The following is a 17,458-nucleotide window of genomic DNA, read 5'->3' as shown; positions in this document are numbered from 1 at the left end:
CCCCTGACTCTTTTACTTCTTTCTAAAGTGAGAAATATTGTATGTGAGACATAAAAACACTAAAAAATCCAACTTCTTAATTTTTACATTAAGAAGTTGGATCTTCTTTCATTATTTCATAATAATCATACTGTGCTATTACATTCACCATTAAGAATACACGCTTAATATTAATTGAGTTAGTGGTTTTAATAACACATAAACTAATAAAATTTTACTTATTAATCTCCAAACATTCATAAACCGCCATCATATCTCGCTTATCCAATTCGCGAATGCGATTAAAAATTGGTATTTGCACAACAGTTTCTGTTAATAAACTCTCATCCACTACATCACTAACTTTTCCAGTTAACCATGTTTGTACATCCACGCCCTCAACAATTTCTTTTAGCCCTTCATCATTAATACCACTTGCATTACAAATTATACATGGAATTGTTAATTTAAACACACCATCATGTAGATTATCTTCGGTTATAACTTTTTTTCCGTTACAGAATGGACATGGGTTGCTTTTTTTTATTTTATTAATTTGGGTAACTAATTTTTTATAACCAAATGCTTCATACACATATGTTAATTTTTTATATTTTCCATTTGTGAAATACTTATCTATGATAGTTTCTCTTGTTTCATTGATATTTTGGAAATCACAAATAGTCACCTTATTATTATTGCTGATTGATTCGATATTACCTTTAATTTCGCCCCAGAATGGTAAAACATTTTGTAACACCATTTCATAGTTTGAAAAGCTTGCCTGTTCTAATTCAAACATTTTCAGTGCGACTTGTGTTTTCCTAGGCAGTAAAGAGACATCTTCTGTCATAATCATATTGTCACCTACGATAGTTTTCAATTTGATGAGTACAGGTAAATCTCCTACAATTTTTATTATTTCATTAAGCGGCTGATTAATAATTTCACGAATATCTGTATCTCCAAATTTAAGTGGTTTTTGGTGATTTAACACAGTTCCCTCACAAATTGGACATGTCATCATTTCTTTAGAAGTCTTAATATCTTCTTTAATAGCTGCTTTTGAAATAACAATATATCCGCCAATAATTGTATTAAATCCTACCCATGTTCTACGTGTCTTACCTTTCTTATCATAGAAGGACTTATCAAAATAGCCGTACCAAAATGTATGTTTTTCTTCCTCAGACATATCATTATAGCTCTTTGACAAATCATGACCAAGCTCATTTTTAATTTCTTTAAATAGAAATTCAATTTTTTCATATTGATAAAATTTTAATACTTTCATGATTTCCGGATCAAATAGACCATCCCAAAATGGAACATTTTTATCTTGAATTGTAATTTCTTTATCAAAAACTTCAATTTGAAGACGTCCCGAACATGATGGGCAATGATTATCCTGAGAATAGAAATCGAAGCTCCTCGTATCTTTATTAGTCGGATGAGTAGCTACAATATGATTGATCAATCCACCAATTTCATATAAGAAACTATATTGACTATATAAATGTCTTTCAAGATCAATAGCAACAACAGGTGCAATTGTATCAGATTCATATTCACCGTAAATTAAACGAGCCATTGATGATAAGCTTTTTAATATGCCACCTTTATAGATGTTTTCTGCATTTTTAAAATAATCAATATGATTTTCTTCTAAGTAATTAATTCCATTTTGTTGATTCAGTGTTGAAGAAATATGTATTTGCTCAGCATCATTCACACTGCTCTTTTGACGATAATAATCATCATGACTTACTACATCAAGATGCTCTATAGATTCAAGCTGTCTTTTTCCAAAATCGACAATATAATCAGAACTTTCTAGCATGTAACTGTTATGCTCAATCATTATGATAGAGACTGATTCATCTTGTAATATCCCTCTAACACTATCTATAAATTGATTTAAAATATTTTGCGATAAACCTTTTGAAGGCTCATCAAAAATAAACAATGTATGTGGATTTCTTGTTTTTGCAAATAACTCAGAAACTAAATGAACACATTGAAACTCACCCGTTGATAATGTTTGTGTTTTTCGTTCTAATGTTAAATAGCCCAGTCCTAATTTGATTAGTAGGCTCAAGCGTTTATACGCAATATCTTCGTTTGGAATTTCATCAATAATATCCTCAATTGAGCGCTCAAAAATATCATCAATTTCTTCACTATACTTTGTCAGTTTCTTTTTAATATCTAGGAAAGTTGCTACAGTTGACCGACTTGTAATCGATTGGTTTCGATCTTGCCCTACCATAACTAGTTTATCTTTTGGATATCGTTTCAAGAAATCTTTAGCTAAACACTCATTGACAAGTGTAGATTTCCCGCATCCAGACTCTCCCGTAACAGTTACAAGTCTATTTTTAGGAATCTGAAACTCAGTCATTTGGATATTTCGGCAATATAATTCATGGAATGTATAATATCTTGTTGGCATTTCGTAATTTCGTTCCGATAGTATTGGCTTTGGCCTTGGTGATTCTTTTACGATTTTCCCACCATATTTTCCACTACCAGGTCCGAAGAACAATTGCTCATCTGTTGTATCCAGTACTGTATCTGAATGATCAATGAGCCAAATTTGGTTTTTACACCCTAATTGCTTGATCTCTTCTAATATTTGTAATAATGTTTCATGATCAAGTCCAACTGAAATCTCATCAATAATAATTACAGCATTTTCACTTACTGCCATGAATTCAGCTAAGTAAAGTCGTGTTAATTCTCCACCTGACAACGTACCCATAATTCGATTTAATGTTAAATAACCAATGTTCATATTGATAATATTTTGCAATATATGTTGTTTTGCTTCGCTAATAGTTAATTCTTCTGCTAATGAAAGAATAGATTCAACACTTAAATCGTTAATATCTGAAATTGTATATGATTTAGCAAACAACTCAATAGTACGTTGTTCAACTTCTTCACTATAACGTTTCCCCTTACATTTTTTACACTCAATATTTTTAGTAGTACCACGCCCTTTACAGCCAGCACACCAACCTAATTGATTATTAAATGAAAAGACTTCAGGAGAAAGATTAAATTCTTCCGCTAATTTTTCACGAATCTCTTTAAAAACACCTGTATGAGTACCAATCGTCGAACGCGGATTGGAAGAAATTGATGATTTCCCTAAAAAAAGTACTAAAGGCATTTCTTCCATTTTAATTGCACTAAAATTAGTTTCCATAATATTAGGAAATAAATATTGATATTCAGCCTTTGGCAATAAGGAAACTAGACGCTTCTTTGATTCTTCACCAATTGTTTGACAAAGAGTTGTTTTTCCAGACCCAGATAAACCAGCAATGCCAAGTGATTTATTAAACGGAATAACAGTATCAAGTTTATTTATGTTATTAACAATTAATTGATTTACTTTCATATTAACCTCTATTCTTATTTTTCCACAAAATCATTTTTATAATATAATAATTACATAATGAATATTACCTATTATACAATTATCCTCTCACTTCTTGAATCTTATCCTTATATTTCCCGAACCATTGTCGCCATTCGTTTTCGGAAAATTCTTTCTCTTTCCCTTCTAAAACGGAAGAAAAAAGATCTAAACAAATATGCCAACCAGCTATATCTTTCGGTGTATGGTCAGTTAATTCATGAATGTATTCTTTAAGAAGTAAAAGCGAACCATTTTCCTCTTTATGTATTTCAAATCGGACACGATCTTTATCCCATGTGAATTCAAGTACTGAATTTAGTTTGCACTCTAAAATATCAATATTTAAAAATGAACCATCCATCATGTCGAACTTTATAATTCCACCTGTTTTAAGGTTTTCAATTTGTAAATTGGACATCCATTTTTTAAGCTTGCTGTTTTCAGTTAAAACAGACCAAACTTCCTCTATTGTATTGGGAAATTGGCGTTCAAATTTTATAATATAGCCATCAGTTTGTTTCTCTATTTGAGCTAACATATTTATTGCCTCCTACTCTTGTGTAGAATGTATGTTCTTGTTTTATTTTACACGAATTTATGTATAAAAGAAATCTCTATGGCAATGAAATATTAATTTAATGTGTGAATGGTATCTTAAACATTGATTGATTTATTATATATTCTCTCCATGTGTTTATTACAATAGGCGTACCTCAACATTTCCGTAAAAAAATTCAACATGAGAAAACGTTGATTTATTTAATTTATATGATATTTCCATTAAATATTTAAAAGCAATTTCCTTTAAGATAAATGGTGTTAATAAGAGCTAATATAGTATTCAAATCAAGTTATGTAACGTTCAAAATCACTTATTATGTATGTCTAATTCCTTGCAAAACGTAGGTTTACAAAACAAATAAAAAAAGCCGCATTTGCGACTCATGAACTGATAGAACTAACACCTATTTTAGGTGAATGACTTACCTTTTAATCGCGTCAACAATTAGCGATGGAAAACCAAGTTTATCGCCTCTATTTCTAGAATCATACCTTTTCGAACGGAAAATAACGCCGTCATTCGCATCCCATTCTGTGTAATAAAATTGACCATTTTCATCACAATATTCAAGTAAAACTACCTCAAATCCAGCAATTTCAAACATTTTCGTTAATGTTTTATAATTATGTACGATTTTATGGCTTGCAGCTGGGTGGTCTTTCGGGCCAGGTCCGCCTATTTGAACTATATTTTGGTAGGTTTCATCTCGGAAAAATGCATCAGGGACTCCGCACCGAATATGACCTGATGGCTTTAAAAATTTATAACAAATTTCAGCTGCTTTTACACCTTCTTCAAAAGTAAGATGTTCCCATACATGCTCAGCTAAAATAGCTGAAATGGAATTGTATTCAAATCTTTCTTCCCAAGTGGTATTGTCTAGTAAGTTAAGTTCATTTTCTTGGGTTTGAACCCAGCCTGGATTATTATTAAATACTCCAGCTCCGACTACTACTTTAATTTCACCTTGCTTAATTGCCATCACTTTCACCTCATAAATCTTTTAATGTATTAATATATTCTATGTTTACTATATACTTTCCTTCTTCAACTAAAGTGCCAGTTAGCTCAATAAGATAGATAACAAAACTTCTGTTGTTTTTACTTATCCTCCCACATACAGCAAAAACGTTTATAGTACAAAATAAAAAGCGAAAAGAATAATTCCTTCCGCTTTTTATAGCAATAAATACATTTCATATTGTGCTAAAGAATTCTTTTCAAATCCAGTTTTCTTTAAAAACCCTTCCAGTAAATTGTTGTTTGGAAACCCAATTGATAAACTTGATAACTTTAATTCTTCACTTGCTACCTGTAATAATTTCGTCCCAACACCAATATTTCTATAGTCTTTGTCTATAAAAATAAAACTAATTTTTCCTTGTTCATTTACACACACAGAACCTTTTATATCACTATCAACATATGCAGCGTAAAATGTATGATTTGTTTTTTCGATATAATCAATATCATTTTGCCAATTTATATGGAAGTTTAACCATTTCTGAATTTCAACTTTAAATGTTGGAAATTCTAATTGTTTTACTTCAATATTTTTATTACCTTTATTCATTATTTCAGTTAAATCATTTAAATTATAATAAGAAAGATCATATACTTTTTCATAACCTAATTTGTTATAAAAATGAATCGCCCGATCGTTTCCTACAATAACTTCAAGAAAAAGTTGCTTACATTTATTTTGTGTCGCTTCTTCTTTATGTAACTCAAATAACTTTTGACTTACACCAATGCCGCGAAACTCTGGATGAACCGCTAATGTTCCGCAGCGCATTGTTTTTATACTTTCATATACCTTAATACCACCAAGTATTACACCAATACATTTGTCACCGTCTAACGCAAGAAAGGAGTGTTCTAGCGAATTCCCTTCTGGCCCAAAAAATCTTTTTATAAAATCTTCTTTTGAAACTTCCATTTTAATGATGTAATCTGAAAATCCATCCTTAAAAGCTTTATACACTAAATCTATACTTACTTCACTACATCTTTTGTATTGAATCATATAAGTATAATCCTCCGCTTTGATTTGTTATAAATTGCATTCAAATACATGAAATGAATTCCCTACACCATATCCATCTTTTATTTCATGAACAACAATTTGACTAAATCCATTAGCAATAAGTATATTTTCAAACTCTTTTAAATCATATAGTCTTATAGGAAAATCCATAATCTCAGTTTCTTCAATTTTCTCATCATGAACGACTTCATATTTCAGTATAATATTCAAAAGTTTTTGCGCCTTATCATATGACACTTTTCTATACTCAACAATTAATTCATTATTAATTTCTTTTCTATTTGTCTCTATCCAATCTAGAATTTGTTCTGTCTCACTTCCACCTTGTACAATTGTTAGAAGCAATTTTCCATTTTCCTTTAAGTTTTTTTTCATATTTTGAAGACTAATTTCTACTAAATTATCAGGTAACAGTGAAAATGAACCTATAGGAATCATAATAAGATCATATTTTTTATCACTATGGTATTCTTCTATTCTCCCTAGTGACACAACCGGTTTTAAGTTTAATTTTTCCGCTTTCTCTTTACACACTTTAAGCATGTCTTCTGAAAGGTCGAATCCTTCTATATTCACACCATTTTGTATAAAAGGAATTAGCATTCTACCATTTCCGCACATTGGCTCTAACACTTTCATGTTTTTGTCTTTTGCAAAAGAAAGATAAAAATCCAATTCTTTTCCACTCGCAATTGATTTATCACTTTCATATATCTTTGTACAAAGTTCTCCATAATACGTATGCAATTGTAATTCACCTCTTAATTTGAAATGAGTGGCCATTTCCCCTCTTGTTATCTATTGTTAACTACAGTAATCTCATAAACACGTAAAAAAGTAATTAAATGCTCACATGCTCGTTCACATGCCAACATTTTAAAAACCTTTTGTTCTTCTTTCGTTTTGTCATTCGCTTGATCTGAGGCAGCTTTTAAACATAGAAATGGTTTTTTATTTATATGACATACATAAGCAAATGCGGCCACTTCTTGATCAACGGCTAAAGCGCCGTAAACAGTATGCAGTAAATATCTCATTTCTGAACTTCGAATACGTTGATCTCCAGATAAAAATGTACCAAAATGGACCGGATCATACGAACGTAATTTCTTCATTCGTTTTACGAGTGATTTAGTTGTTTCAATAGGTGCTGTTCTACCATCATATAGATTAAAACTATCTTCTCCTGAACCAGCCGCTGTAACATCATGCTGCAAAGTATTAAGAGCTACAACGATGTGTCCATTTTTTACTTTATCTGATAAACTCCCGCAAATTCCTGTCATAAATAACTGGTGTGGCTGAAATTCACTAATTAATAATTGCACACAACTTGCACAACTTACTTTACCAACACCTGTTACAACTGATATCACTTCTAATTCATTAATAGAATGAAAATGAAATTCCCAAGCAGCTATCTTCTCTACACGCTCACTTGGATAATGTTGATGCAAATACGTAAGTTCTGGTTCCCATGCGGATACGATGGCGATACGTTTCATTTCACGTTTCATTACACGCTTCACTTCCCCTATTGTCATTTAAATAAGCTAGCTATACTTTCTCGTTCATAATCTGGTATCCACTCTTTATACGCCTCATATAAATCCCGTATCATTTCTTTATTCTTCGCGATTATTTCACATCCTCTATCATCATAAATAAACATGATGATATCCTTTGTTACATTTATAAAAAATACATCTGGATATGAAATTTCTTTTTTTCGTCCTAGGCGTGGACGTAGGTCAGGGAAATCCTCATGATTAACAGCTTCAATAAGCGGTTCATATTTAATGTCTTCCGCAAAACATTGTAAAGAAAATTGATATGTACAATATAAGTCAGCTTCTTCATCTTCAAATAGAAAAGGTAATGTTTCTTGTCTTATATGAAACTTTAAATCCCTCTTTTTAATAAATTTATTGTATACATTTATTTTCTGCGAATTTTTTATATTTTCCTGTTTAAATCGATAAACATTTGTGACTAAAAAGACGGTATCTTCTTTTGAAAATATATCTTCAAATAGATTTTTATTATACTTATATAGTTTTATGAAATATTCCATATTATACGTGTTACTATCTTCTTTGAATTGATATTTATCTTTCCCAAAATCAAAATGAAGATGATTTTCCCACTGAAAGTATATGGACGGTACTAATGTAACTCCTGGGAATGTTTGATTCATATATTCTTTTAATTGCATTTTCATACCCTTTCTACTCTACAATTTCTTTTAAATACCAATATGCTTCTTCTAGCCACGGGTGTATGACTTTTAATGTATCTTTTCTTTCCCACAAATATGAAATATATACAAAAGCAGCATGTTCTAAAGAGTTTCCTAAAGCTTTTTTTACATTTATTAAATATGGAGGTGTCCCTATTTGATCCCATTCTAATTTATCAGCAACAAATAGTACTAAATCCATCTTTGTAGCATGTTTACGCAAAGTAGTGTGGCAACAGATAGCATTTAAAACTTCTTCATCCTCTATTTTAAATATCTCTTTTGCAATTACTCTCGATAATTTTTGATGGATAATCATTGGAAATTCTCGTTCGGAAAGATTGCACTAATATCATGTAAACATCCTGCAATCACTGCTTTTTCTTCATCTTCATAAAATATTCCCGCAATTTTTCTTGCCTCATTTGCCACACGAATTGAATGTTTATATGTAAACTCTTTATTGTATTTTAATAGAAAAGCTTTAATGTCATTTTCTATTTTTCCAGTTGGAGTAAATGAATATATATCTTTATATAACATAGCAACTCCTCCTTATAACTAACTTTCAATATAACGTGAAATTCAAATATCCTTCTTATTTTGTATTCGTTACAATTGTGTTAATTCCTTTTTAATACGTTACGTGAAATTTTTTTGCAGAAACATTACTACAAAATACATAAATGTTTGATATTATAGTAATGTTGATGATTCGCAAGGAAAGGAACTATATGATGAATAAAAACATATTAATTATTGATGATGATAAAGATATTGTAGAATTACTCGCTGTTTATTTGCGAAATGAAGGTTATAACATTTATAAAGCTTATGATGGTGATGAAGCATTACAAATGATATCTACATATGAAGTTGACCTTATGATTTTGGATATTATGATGCCAAAACGAAATGGATTAGAAGTTTGTCAAGAAGTGCGTGAAAATAATACTGTACCTATCCTTATGCTTAGTGCAAAAGCTGAAGATATGGATAAAATATTAGGACTTATGACCGGTGCAGATGATTATATGATTAAACCGTTTAATCCACTAGAATTAGTTGCTAGAGTGAAAGCATTGTTACGTAGATCATCTTTCCAAAACGCTGCCACACCAAAGAATGAAGATGGTATTATTCGCATTCGTACAGTTGAAATTCATAAACATAATCATACGGTTAAAGTAAATGGTGAATATATTAAGCTCACCTCTATCGAATTTGATATTTTATATTTACTTGCGAGTAATACTGGAAGAGTATTTAGCTCTGAAGAGATATTCGAACGCGTTTGGAATGAAGACGGTTATGGTTCTAATAAAACGGTTATGGTCCATATTAGTAATTTACGCGATAAACTTGAAACCGTAATGAATGGTGAAAAACTAATTCATACGGTTTGGGGAGTAGGATATAAAATTGAGAAATGAAGCATTTGATATATTAAAAGATATACCAAAGTGGAAGCTTATTTTTTGGCTTTTATTAGCTATCACTCTTACACCTATTACCGAATTAATTATATTTCGCCTCGTAACGAGTGTAATTGAGAGTTCACTTACTCTAAGCGAACTAGGTAAAGAATTCATTCGAATTTTTGGTTATGAAAAGTATAGAGGGATAAAGGAATCTTTATGGATGATGATCGTTTCTTATTTGTTTTTATTTTCTATTTTCTCATCCTATCTTTACATTTTTTATCGTCATGAAAGAAAGCTTTACTATGAAACTTGTATTAAAAAAATGATTGAAGAAATTCGATATATTGCGAGTGGAAACTTTAATCATAAAGTTTCTATTGTACAGCATAATTATTTAGAAGAATTAGCAACTGGCGTTAATCAAATTGTTGAACAGTTAAAAGTATCAATTGATGAAGAAAGACAGGCGGAACAAGCAAAAAGCGAACTAATTACGAATGTATCACATGACTTACGAACGCCTCTTACATCTATAGTTGGATATGTAAATTTAATCCATCATGATAATTATAGAGATGAAGTGGAATTGCGTCATTATATACAAGTCATATACGATAAAGTAACCCGTCTCAACGCATTAATGAATGATTTGTTTGAATATACACGTGTTCAAAATAAAGAGTTAAGTTTAAATTCTGTTCCTATTGATATTGTAGAATTGCTTGGACAATTAACTGTCCAATTTCGGATACAGCTTCAAGAAGCTAATATTGAATGTCGCCCTTCTTTCCCCTCTCAAAAGCTAATGGTACTCGCTGATGGGGATAAATTAGTACGTGTGTTTGAAAACCTAATCATAAACGCTATTACTTATGGAAATGATGGAAATCATATTGATATAACAGCTTACGAAAGCAATAATATGATCGCAATTGATATAACAAATTACGGACAAGCTATCCCAAGTACTGATTTACCTCATGTTTTTGAACGTTTTTATCGCGTAGAGAAATCACGATCGACAAACACCGGCGGATCTGGGCTCGGATTAGCAATTGCAAAAAGTATTGTCGAACTGCATAAAGGAACAATTGAAGTATATAGTGATGATGAAAAGACAACTTTCACTGTAAAATTACTTCCATATAAATGTTAATAAGGCATATTTTTAGGTTCAATTTCTTATCTAATAAGAAATTGAACCTTTAATTTTCCATCCAAATCCAAAATTAAAGAATTCCTTAAAATTCTTTAGAAATTCTTTACCTTTTCTTTCTTACTAATTTAGCATTACTTCTTACAATAATATTATTGATGTAATTGTAGGAGGATCGCGTATGCAATTTTTTAAAAAAATAACAATTTTATTATTATCTTTTCTTATTACTGCACTTATCGTTTTATATTTTTATCTTTATGTAAATGGTCCAACTATTCGAGCTAAATCAGCTATTTTAATAGATACTAATTCTGGTGAAATTGTTTATAAAAAAAATGAACGTACTCCTATTCAGTCGGCCACTTTATCTAAATTAATGACAGAATATATTGTGATGGAACAACTTCATGATGGCAAAATACAATTAGATGAATCTGTGAAAATTAGAAACGAAGTTTTTCAAACAGAAACAATTCCGATCCAAGTAACATCAAAGGATAACACTACCGTTCGTGACTTACTTCATGCTTTGCTTCTAACCGGAAATAATCGTTCTGCGCTTGCACTTGCAGAACACATTGCTGGAAATGAAGATAATTTTACATCGTTAATGAATGAAAAAGCAAAACAACTAAAGTTATCACAACAATCTCCATTTTTAAATTCAACCGGAATAAATAGTGAAAAGAATAGACAATCAATTACAACAGCAATAGACGCAGCCGAAATAGCTGCACAATTAATAAAAGACTATCCAGATGTATTAAATATTACCAAACAAACCTCTTACCAATTTACCTTCAAAGATGTTCAAGTTTTCAACACAAATAAAATGATTTATTCTCTTAATAAAAACATTAAATTAAAAGGTGTTGATGGCTTACAATCTAGTTTGTCAACTAACGGTAATTACAGTTTTGTTAGTACAGCAAAACAAGGAGACACACGGTTTATTTCTGTAGTATTAGACGCCAATGAAGAAAACACGGCTTTTGTTGAAACAAAAAAGTTACTTCAATACGGTTTTGAACCTACCTCATATTCTGCACTCCAAGCTTTCAAAGACACTATTACATCTTGGACCATTTTACTTCAGTTTAAAAATTTAATCATACAAACGGTTATAATCTTTTTAATCATTACGATCTTAATGTTTTTACATATACGTCAGAAAAAATCCGAGGACTTTAACTAACCGTTCTCTTTTATATAAAAAACCGACTTGCATTTAGCAAGTCGGTTTCTATATCTATAATCCTCTTCCAATTAAATTCGCTGAAACGGGCTGAAGATTTAATTCTCTTGCCCATATAGATATCTGACCAATATGATGAATTTCATGTGCAATTACATGCCTTAAAACTTCACCGTATTTATATGTTTTATCTGTCCATGAAGCTTTCAATATTTTTGATTCGAAGTCGCCAGACCATAACTGCAAAAAGTTATCTAATTCTCGTCTATATAAATCAGATAATGCTTTCACTTTTTTAATTGATTGATAATCTTTAAACTGTGGTTCGTTATCCTCTTTTTCTTGAAGCGCACTAATCCAGCTATACTCAACATCTACAATATGGAAAAGTGTTTCTAAAATACTCCCAACACCTCCAACACGTTTGCGAAGCAATTCCTCCTCTGTAAGCTGTTCACACCACTTAAACCAATCATCTCTTACTTGCCAATTGTAATAAAATAGCGTTTTCAAATTGAAGCACCCCACTTTTTTATATAGACAGACATGTTCCATTCGTATATGATTCATTTTTCAATTAACTTTGCAAAATCACATTTCTTCTACTGAATTCCTCTACTATTTGCACAACTATTTCATTTATAGGTAAAGATCCATCCAAAACGATATCTGAATTCGGCTTTACCGTATTAATCGCCTCTAAATAAGCTTTTCTCACATGTGTCATGTAATGTTTCAAATTATTATGTATTTCACTCATTGTATCTTCTTTAAAATCTCTCAAAATTCTTCTAGCCATCGCAATATCTAAAGGTGTATCGATAAATATAGTTACATCAATGAATTGTCCCACTTCTCTATTTAAGTATGCAAAAGGATAATCTACAATAATATAATCTAAACTACTATCTTGTATAGAACGCTGAATGTCATTTATTAGCGGTGTAAGTACCCATTCATCGTAATTAGCTCCATCATCAATCCATTTACAAATATCAACAGGACAGTTATCAAATTTATAACTATCAAAATATAGAGCCTTTGAGTTTTTCAACTCATGAGCTAAACTTTCTGTAATGGTAGTTTTACCGCCCCCTGAAACAGCTGCAATTGAAATTATTTTTGTTGTTTTATTCACGATTCCCACCAAACCCCTTTTGTTAACATAATATAATTATAAATTACTATGATTTATTGTTCCATTCATATTCTAACATACTCATTTCCCATAAATTCCAATACGTTTCTCCTACTTTTTTTGACTCTCTTAATAAACCTTCTTTTACAAAACCTATTTTTTCGTAACAAAAAATAGCTGACTTATTAAAGTCATAAACACCCAGAGTTACTCTATGCAGTTTTAATTCTTCAAAAGCAATACGAAGTACGGCTTTCATCATATGTTTTCCTATAGAACGCCCTCTCATTTTCGTATTACCAACTAGCACTTTTCCAATTCTAGCAGACTTATTTATATTATCTATTTGTCCAAGAGAAATATGACCAATAACTGCTTTAGTCTCTTCATCTATTATTTTGAATGCCAGTGTGTTTGTACTTTCTGTATATTTCTTTAATTGCTGTTCATTTAAAGGGTATGTGAATGCATTTCCCGACCATTGTATTAAAAATTCTTCGGAATTAATCCAATTTATTAATTGTTTGAAATCAGATCTTTTAAAGGGCACTAATTTAATCACTCTCATTCTCCTTTCGTGCATCACTCTTTATAGCCTCAAACCTATTTCTATATAAAGAATATATTCTCCTTTTATACGAAATTAAAATAAAGCCATTCATAAGAGTGGCTTTACAAAAAAACAGCATAATTATGCTTTGTTTGCTACGTCAACACCATTAAAATCAAACTCAGTGGTAACTGTTGTAACAGGAGGGAAAATTGCTTCAATTTTACAAATGGAGATAATTACTCCAACAGATCCAGGAATAGCTGTAAGCTTAACAACATCACAACTGACAGACGAAACAGTACCTACATAAGTACGTCCCTCTGTATTAATTTGAACTGTTCGATTAATTAATTTCTTAAGCTCATCTCTAATTCCTTGTACACAAGAATTATCACATTTCTCATGCTTTTCTTTGTTACACCCTTCGAATATCTCCCAACAATCATCCTGTTTACATGTACACTTCTTTTTACAATTATTAAATCGAGAACCCAAAACCTCACCCCCTAATCCTTTCTATTAGTAAAGTATGTCCACTAGCTTAAAAGTGTACGAGGCAAACACATAGAAAGAAAAAACAAACAATTGTACTAAACATTCTTTTCTTTATTAATTTATAAAAACAATCCTCTAACAATTAGAGGATTGTTTAATGAGTGGACTTGGATTTAATTCTACTGAATTCAAAGTTTAGACAACCTCTTTATCAAATTAATCTTTTTTTTAATAAGCCAGCTTCTTTAAGAGTCACCAGCTTTCCCTATTATTTCACATATGCATAGGCTTTGTTTGCAGTAATATAGTATGTTTTTCTTTTGCTGTTGTGAAATATACAATTAGAAAAGCGTACTCCAAAATAAGATATTATTTAAAATCATAACGTTTCCTTCAACAAGTGTTTGTTGATTAATATTATAACCAGAAGTTCTCTCAACTCTTTCTTGAAAATTAGCATAGTTTGTATGAATTCTATATTTAGTAGAAAGCACTCTATCATATAAAAGTAAAATAATAGGTTAATAAACAAGCCATTCTTTTACTAAAACATAGAATAATAGTAATCCTATTGAAGGGAGGTATAAAAGAATGTCCTGGAAAAATGATTGCTGGAGTTCTAAGAAAAAGCATTGTTGTGATGACTGGTGGAAATCTAAAGAAAAGAATCATTGTGATGATGATTGGAGTTCTAAACGAAATAAGTGTCGTTGTAAGTGTTTCTTTATTTGTTGTCATTGCAAAAGAAAAAATTGGTAATATTTTCAATGTCAACTTAAAGGAAAAAATATGTCTTTTGTGACCGATAAATAATAGAATGTAATATACAAAAAGCTGACTAAATATAGTCAGCTTTTTGTATATTAACACGTAGAGATCTAAACTGGCATCTATAGTTACAAGTTGAGTTGAGTTGAGTATTGAAAAATAAGCTGACTCTTATAAATCAACTTTTTAATTCCTTCACATACACATAAGCTTTATTTACAATAGTAAGTTTTTCCTTTACTATGTGCACTTTGTATTACAGTGTTCCTGTAACACTTAATTTTGCATCAATAACAAACCCTCAGCATACTCACTTCATCACTGCGACAACATAGGGTTTATCATTTCACGTTTACTATGAGTTATCCATATCTTATATTTTGTGTAACTAGCCCAAACGCTAAATCCCTTGGTACTACTAGCATCATAACACTTCGTCTTTATAGTTACATAAAGCATTAACAATGAGTAACTATAAATTAGCATTCGTGTTATTCTTCTCTGTCTACCACATGAGCCCTCCTATGTAACTAAAAAATACACCTTAAATGAGTGGTCTTTTTACAAGTAACAATTTTTCTTTTATGCAAGTGAATAAAAAGATTACATTATCCCTCCAAATGTAATTGTTCCTAGTAAGCCTAATAAAACAAATCCTGTCAAACAAACAAAATCAGCAAGACAAATTGAAGACTGCGATAACGGCACAAATGACCTACTTGTATTAGATCCATAATGTTTTATTTTCTCATAATTTATTTCTAACATTACGTGTAGACATGATACACATTCTTCAGTTGTTTGAATAGATTCATCTTCTAATCTCTCCAATAACCTACTATTAAGAGCAAACGGAAGCGAATACTGCTTGTCTAATTTCATATTTTGATAAATTAATTGTAAACGAGATAACATATTATTTTTCTTTTTCTCAGATTTCACTTTACTTTTCATATTATTAAATTCATTTAATAACATCGTCAATTCATCTCTGCAGCCATATAAATCTTTAGCTATTCTTCTTTTTAGTTTGTACGAATGAATAATTGATTTAATTTCAATCATTTTATTACACTTCCTAATTAAATTTTATTTAACCCAATATTTTATAAATAAACAGTACTTTTAAATACTATTTAAAATACACTTAAGTATCTTGATTTACTATCGATTAATATTACATTAACCTTACACATTTGTAATAATTTCTTTAAAATCCCTCCCGAACGAACATGCGTTTCTTCTCGGTCAATTTTAGGTCAGAAGTTAATTGCGTCATTTATACAAACACCCCTGATCTATTTTGTTAATAAAAAATAAGAAAGCGGACACCAAACTACAGAGCAATATAACAACGCCCTTTTTAGTTTGATGTCCACTGGTTCTTCCAGTAGGACTAAATTTATAATTAGTATTATTATAGCCTTTTCTCATATTTTAGTTTATTTCTCATTAGAAAAAAATTATTTTATATAGATTACTATAAGCATCCATAAAGCCAAGGCGCCAATGATAGCGAGCGCTATACGTGTAGATAGTACTCTTAATTCAAAGTTTGTTTTCTTGGAGGGTTCAGGATATGCAATTATGTAGATCCCTTTTAATAATGCAAGCCATGCAATAACCGTTATGAACCCTTGCCAGTTAAATACCCATACATTGTGTAGGATCACAGTGCCTAGCCCTAGGAAAATCGATAAAAAACCGTACATAATACCAAAACCTCTGTCTTCAACCACTAATTTTTTTAATTCACGTAGTACCGATGGACGTACGAAAAGTATTCCCGATACGATAACCGTTACCCATCCCCAAAACAATCCTAAAAAAGTGCTAGTTTCCATTTTTATTTCACCCCCTCAGTTATTTATATTTCAGATATTCTCCCCTTTAGAACAATTCCAACACCTATATATAGGCTAAATTCTGCTCTTTATTCATACAAATATGGCATATTCAATACCTATCCTTAATCACTTCACTTCTCTACGAAATGAAATTTTTATATCATTCCTCGTCATCATCTATCCGAATCAACCGAAGTCTCTTTGTACTATTACCGCACACTTTTTCATAGCTTGGATAACATGCACCGAAGCCAATATAATGATTTATTCGCCTTTTCGCTAGCCTCTAAAATTGCCCCCTCTGTTATAAAAGGATCACCTTGATACAATGTATTCTCGCTTGTTCCATGGAACCACCATTATTCCCCGCCCTATTAAAATAACGTTTTTGTTTCAAATGATGCCCTTATTGATTTGGATGAATTTACCAATATTTTACCAAAAATTCATGAAATCGTTAATTAATCGAGTACGTCATTACTTGATGATTACCCTTAGGAGCCTCGCGGACAATCGGTGTTTCTTTTATGTAAATAAGGATTTTGTTTAAACTTTGCGATATGCAACTATATTAAAATATCTTCTAAAATTCCCATTAAACATTTATAATAATTTTAAACGGTTT

Annotated in this window: 17 protein-coding genes and 1 pseudogene; 4 read left to right on the top strand and 14 right to left on the bottom strand. The window is 30.7% G+C overall.

Annotated elements, in window-relative coordinates:
* Positions 1 to 214: 214 nt before the first annotated feature.
* The 8 genes and pseudogenes from JDS80_RS24285 to JDS80_RS24250 form a co-directional block, all read right to left on the bottom strand.
* Positions 215 to 3,385: an ATP-binding cassette domain-containing protein gene (locus JDS80_RS24285; protein ID WP_199640161.1), complete on the bottom strand. Its 3,171-nt coding sequence runs from the start codon at positions 3,383 to 3,385 to the stop codon at positions 215 to 217.
* A 79-nt stretch (positions 3,386 to 3,464) separates the two neighbouring features.
* Positions 3,465 to 3,944, bottom strand: a complete 480-nt coding sequence (locus tag JDS80_RS24280; protein ID WP_199640160.1) for an SRPBCC family protein — start codon at positions 3,942 to 3,944, stop codon at positions 3,465 to 3,467.
* Between the two features lie 445 nt (positions 3,945 to 4,389).
* Positions 4,390 to 4,950 carry a class I SAM-dependent methyltransferase gene (locus JDS80_RS24275; RefSeq protein WP_071745976.1) on the bottom strand — a complete coding sequence of 187 codons (561 nt, stop codon included), beginning with the start codon at positions 4,948 to 4,950 and terminating at the stop codon, positions 4,390 to 4,392.
* 195 nt (positions 4,951 to 5,145) lie between these two features.
* A complete protein-coding gene (locus tag JDS80_RS24270) occupies positions 5,146 to 5,994 on the bottom strand; it encodes a GNAT family N-acetyltransferase (RefSeq protein WP_071745975.1) in 849 nt (282 codons plus the stop codon).
* A 27-nt stretch (positions 5,995 to 6,021) separates the two neighbouring features.
* Positions 6,022 to 6,762 carry a class I SAM-dependent methyltransferase gene (locus JDS80_RS24265; RefSeq protein WP_098889121.1) on the bottom strand — a complete coding sequence of 247 codons (741 nt, stop codon included), beginning with the start codon at positions 6,760 to 6,762 and terminating at the stop codon, positions 6,022 to 6,024.
* Between the two features lie 47 nt (positions 6,763 to 6,809).
* Positions 6,810 to 7,559 (bottom strand): 5'-methylthioadenosine/S-adenosylhomocysteine nucleosidase, encoded by a 750-nt coding sequence (gene mtnN / locus JDS80_RS24260; RefSeq protein WP_199640159.1) that lies wholly within the window; start codon positions 7,557 to 7,559, stop codon positions 6,810 to 6,812.
* A complete protein-coding gene (locus JDS80_RS24255) occupies positions 7,556 to 8,230 on the bottom strand; it encodes a DUF3885 domain-containing protein (protein ID WP_199640170.1) in 675 nt (224 codons plus the stop codon). The genes mtnN and JDS80_RS24255 overlap by 4 nt, the downstream gene beginning before the upstream one ends.
* A gap of 13 nt (positions 8,231 to 8,243) precedes the next feature.
* A pseudogene (locus JDS80_RS24250) lies at positions 8,244 to 8,797 on the bottom strand (HD domain-containing protein).
* A 191-nt stretch (positions 8,798 to 8,988) separates the two neighbouring features.
* On the opposite strand from JDS80_RS24250, the gene JDS80_RS24245 reads away from it, so the two are divergent.
* The 3 genes from JDS80_RS24245 to JDS80_RS24235 all read left to right on the top strand — a co-directional run bounded on the left by JDS80_RS24245 (position 8,989) and on the right by JDS80_RS24235 (position 12,032).
* The gene (locus JDS80_RS24245) at positions 8,989 to 9,687 is read left to right on the top strand and encodes a response regulator transcription factor (protein WP_000981333.1); all 699 of its coding nucleotides are present in this window, start codon (positions 8,989 to 8,991) and stop codon (positions 9,685 to 9,687) included.
* Positions 9,677 to 10,834, top strand: a complete 1,158-nt coding sequence (locus tag JDS80_RS24240) for a sensor histidine kinase (protein WP_071745973.1) — start codon at positions 9,677 to 9,679, stop codon at positions 10,832 to 10,834. The genes JDS80_RS24245 and JDS80_RS24240 overlap by 11 nt, the downstream gene beginning before the upstream one ends.
* A 181-nt stretch (positions 10,835 to 11,015) precedes the next feature.
* The gene (locus JDS80_RS24235) at positions 11,016 to 12,032 is read left to right on the top strand and encodes a D-alanyl-D-alanine carboxypeptidase family protein (RefSeq protein WP_098889110.1); all 1,017 of its coding nucleotides are present in this window, start codon (positions 11,016 to 11,018) and stop codon (positions 12,030 to 12,032) included.
* Between the two features lie 54 nt (positions 12,033 to 12,086).
* Here JDS80_RS24235 and JDS80_RS24230 read toward each other — a convergent pair whose 3' ends face one another.
* The 4 genes from JDS80_RS24230 to JDS80_RS24215 form a co-directional block, all read right to left on the bottom strand.
* Positions 12,087 to 12,545 (bottom strand): DinB family protein, encoded by a 459-nt coding sequence (locus JDS80_RS24230; protein ID WP_199640158.1) that lies wholly within the window; start codon positions 12,543 to 12,545, stop codon positions 12,087 to 12,089.
* 64 nt (positions 12,546 to 12,609) lie between these two features.
* The gene (locus JDS80_RS24225; RefSeq protein ID WP_199640157.1) at positions 12,610 to 13,170 is read right to left on the bottom strand and encodes a nucleoside/nucleotide kinase family protein; all 561 of its coding nucleotides are present in this window, start codon (positions 13,168 to 13,170) and stop codon (positions 12,610 to 12,612) included.
* A gap of 46 nt (positions 13,171 to 13,216) precedes the next feature.
* Complete coding sequence (locus JDS80_RS24220) at positions 13,217 to 13,738, bottom strand: GNAT family N-acetyltransferase (protein ID WP_199640156.1); 522 nt, start codon at positions 13,736 to 13,738, stop codon at positions 13,217 to 13,219.
* A 123-nt stretch (positions 13,739 to 13,861) separates the two neighbouring features.
* Complete coding sequence (locus tag JDS80_RS24215; RefSeq protein WP_071745969.1) at positions 13,862 to 14,218, bottom strand: hypothetical protein; 357 nt, start codon at positions 14,216 to 14,218, stop codon at positions 13,862 to 13,864.
* 604 nt (positions 14,219 to 14,822) lie between these two features.
* Here JDS80_RS24215 and JDS80_RS24210 point away from each other — a divergent pair.
* The gene (locus JDS80_RS24210) at positions 14,823 to 15,020 is read left to right on the top strand and encodes a hypothetical protein (protein ID WP_165616048.1); all 198 of its coding nucleotides are present in this window, start codon (positions 14,823 to 14,825) and stop codon (positions 15,018 to 15,020) included.
* Positions 15,021 to 15,589: 569 nt separating this feature from the next.
* Here JDS80_RS24210 and JDS80_RS24205 read toward each other — a convergent pair.
* Both JDS80_RS24205 and JDS80_RS24200 read right to left on the bottom strand, forming a co-directional pair.
* The gene (locus JDS80_RS24205) at positions 15,590 to 16,051 is read right to left on the bottom strand and encodes a homoserine dehydrogenase (RefSeq protein ID WP_071745967.1); all 462 of its coding nucleotides are present in this window, start codon (positions 16,049 to 16,051) and stop codon (positions 15,590 to 15,592) included.
* 398 nt (positions 16,052 to 16,449) lie between these two features.
* Positions 16,450 to 16,830, bottom strand: coding sequence for a hypothetical protein (locus JDS80_RS24200; protein WP_071745966.1), 381 nt, complete (start codon positions 16,828 to 16,830; stop codon positions 16,450 to 16,452).
* Between the last annotated feature and the right edge of the window lie 628 nt (positions 16,831 to 17,458).

Source organism: Bacillus cereus group sp. N8, assembly GCF_016483685.1.
Lineage (GTDB): Bacteria > Bacillota > Bacilli > Bacillales > Bacillaceae_G > Bacillus_A > Bacillus_A proteolyticus.
The sequence above is the reverse complement of the archived record's forward strand: the minus strand, read 5'-3'. Positions and strand labels throughout refer to the sequence as shown.